We start from the raw sequence: 3,037 nt of genomic DNA on the forward strand, positions 1-3,037 counted from the left end.
AATGGAATTTAGGCAATAAAAAAAATTATTAAAATGATATTAACATTTAATAATTAAAACATTTTTGATTGTTTTTATTTAACCCATATGAAATTAATAACTCATATCCTTATAATGAAAAGTCTAGCATATTGTTTTTCATTCATGGTTAAATATTTTATAATGTGATTACTTTATTTGCTTCAATTTTATTTCCATTTTTGAAATAGCTTATAGTTATTTTTATAACCCAATTCTTACTAGTATCATTACTTGTCATGGTTACATCTTTTTTAATTCCTAAAGCTGCATTAGGGGCTAAATCTTTACCAGAAGTTGAGTGAACTTGGCAGTGTATATATTTTTTTACTGAAAAATTAAAGATTACATCATTTATTTGTGTATTTGTATTATTACTGACATAGAAAGATCCACTATATATATTATTATTTTGACTTAAACTTGAGAATATAGATATATCTTCATTTTTAAATACCTCATTAAGATTTTGAGGTGTATTATGTTGAGGTTGACTCCCAGAGGCCATAAAATCTAAATTCATACCTCTCTCATTTTGTTGTGGTACCGAACCTGTTCCATTTAAAATAGAATTTAGATCCATTAGTCCACCTTGGTTATTATTGCCTGTGCTTTGATTTGTATTTGATGTGCTCATATTTCCAAGAAGATTAAATATATCATTTCCTGAATTTCCTGTATTACTTGGGTTATTCATAGAAGATGCATTAGCTCCTCCAAAAATATCCCCAAATAAATCAATTCCTCCAGCATTGCTAGTGGCTACAGGTTGTTGTTGAGGTGGTTTTGTTTCACCACCTATTGGAATAGGCTCTGATTCCTTTTTTTCTTTTTTTTTTGATTTTTTTGTTTTTCCCCCACTTATTCCAGAAGAATCTCCAGTAACAGATGCTCCATTTATAAGATTTCTGTATCCTTTATCTGTTTCATATTCTTCTACTATTGTATCTTTATGTTCAATTGGTGGTTCTTCCCCTACATTATTATTATTATTTTCATTTTCTTCATTGTCAAATTTTGGGACAGGTACATTTGCAGTGATCTTTAATTGCATATCATCTTTAGCTATTTGGGTAAAAGTAATATATTCATTTGCTCTTTCTTGAACCTCTGGATAAAAACTTTTAGATTCATTTCTTAATATTTTTTTAAGTTTTTCATCAGATTCAGGACTCATTTTTCCAAGCATTTTAAAGCAAGTATTCATTAATAATTCTCTTAAACTTTCACTAGTATCAGAAGATTTATCTAAAGATATGATTAAATCAACAATCTGATCTTCTGTTATAGTAATTGTTTTTCCTTCTTCATCTGTTGTTGATACTCCTATAATTAATTTAAATAATTCTCCTAAAATAGTAATACCGACATGATATAAAGCCTCAACATCTGTATCCTCTAGCATATTTTGCATAGCTATGAAATATCTAAACATGGTGTATTGCTGAAGTTCTTTTGTATTTAATATTAAGTTAATAATTTTCCAGATTATTTCTTCATTAATAGAATCTTCGCATAAACATAACATTTTTAATAAAACGTCAATTTCCCATTTCAATGAAGGTGAATATTTTTCTAAAGAATAAAATATTTTTGACGTTAATTCTAATTTAAAATCGACATTACTTGTTGAATTGATAAAATCTAAAGTTTCAGTGACAATTTGTCTTATATTTTCTGTATTAACTATTAAATAAGTTAAATCTAAACTTCTTCTTTTAATTGCAATATCTGGATCTTTTAAAAATTCTAAAATTACATTTTTGTGTTTTTGGACAGTATCAATATCAATTTTAGCAATATCATTTAATGTATTTAAGGCTAAATACTTATAATTATTATCTTTATTGGCCAAAAATTGCCCAAGAATTGACCCACCTAATCCTTTTAGAGATTTACTGCTATCATAGCTGAAAATACATCTGACTAATTCATATAATACTGAATTACCAGTATTTTTTCTTGTAGTATCAGTGTTAGAAGGAATTGAATTTAAAAGAGCTTCTAATTCTTCATTTTCCTTTGATGAAGCACGCCCGAAAAATCCCAAAATTTCTAGAATTCTTACTTGTAGGAATGGATCAGTTATTCCGTTGACATCATATTCTGGCGCATAGCTTGTTGAAATTAGATTTTTTAAATATTTAATCATAGGAGATAAATATTTTTTATATTTTTTAACAGTTTTTGGTTCGGCTTTAAATACTTGTTCAACAAGAGCTAGGCCACTCAAGAGTACTCCGTGATTTTTATCTTCAAAAATAGTTCCTAAATTATTTTCTATTGTTTCAATTAATTCTGGACAACTTCGTACTACTTTAGACAAGGCTAAAGCTGCCTTCTTTTTAATATATGGATTAGTGCTGTTTAAGCATTTAATAATTTCAGGGCACATATCTCTACACATATCTGGAGTGCCTATTTCTCCTATAGTATTAAGTGCTGCGGCAACTATATATTTGTTGTTTGATGTTAAATCTTTTTTAATAACGTTTGAAGAAAGAAGGAGGATATCACTTTTTTCATCTAATAACATGCAAATACCTAAATAAGCCAGCCTTTTTTGAGTAAAATTTTGACTAGCTAATAATGATATACATGTCATATGGATAAACTCCGTTTGATATCCTAATAGAGACATAGCCATACATTTAGTCATAGATCTTACTGCTAATTTTTGTGCAGTATCCTTCTTTAAATTACGTATTTCTGCACTCTCCTTATTACAAAGGGACCTTTCTTCTTCTAATGTTTTACATGCTCTTATTCTTTTGATAAACTCTCGAAGTTTTAGCATTTTTATATGTATTTAAAAATTATTTTTTGTCTAGATATAGAATTAATTAATTTTAATTTTAATATTTTTTTTAAATATTTTTGAATTTAAATATAATTTTTTATTCATTTATATTAAGCTGTTATTTTATTTTTAAATATTATTTATTTAAATAAATAAAAGTTTTAATTTTATTTTGGGGATTGGGGATTGGGGATTGGGGATTGGGGATTGGGGATTGGG

General features: G+C 27.1%; 1 protein-coding gene. It reads right to left on the reverse strand.

Features of this window, described 5'->3' with window-relative positions:
* Positions 1 to 157: 157 nt before the first annotated feature.
* Positions 158 to 2,815, reverse strand: coding sequence for an AP-1 complex subunit gamma (locus QZ146_RS08535; protein WP_295723615.1), 2,658 nt, complete (start codon positions 2,813 to 2,815; stop codon positions 158 to 160).
* Positions 2,816 to 3,037 lie beyond the last annotated feature (222 nt).

The sequence above is a fragment of the uncultured Methanobrevibacter sp. genome (assembly GCF_905235195.1).
Lineage (GTDB): Archaea > Methanobacteriota > Methanobacteria > Methanobacteriales > Methanobacteriaceae > Methanarmilla.

Coding starts and splice junctions, on each gene's coding strand:
- QZ146_RS08535 (WP_295723615.1), bottom strand. CDS start 2,815: ATGCTAAAACTTCGAGAGTTTATCAAAAGAATAAGAGCATGTAAAACA.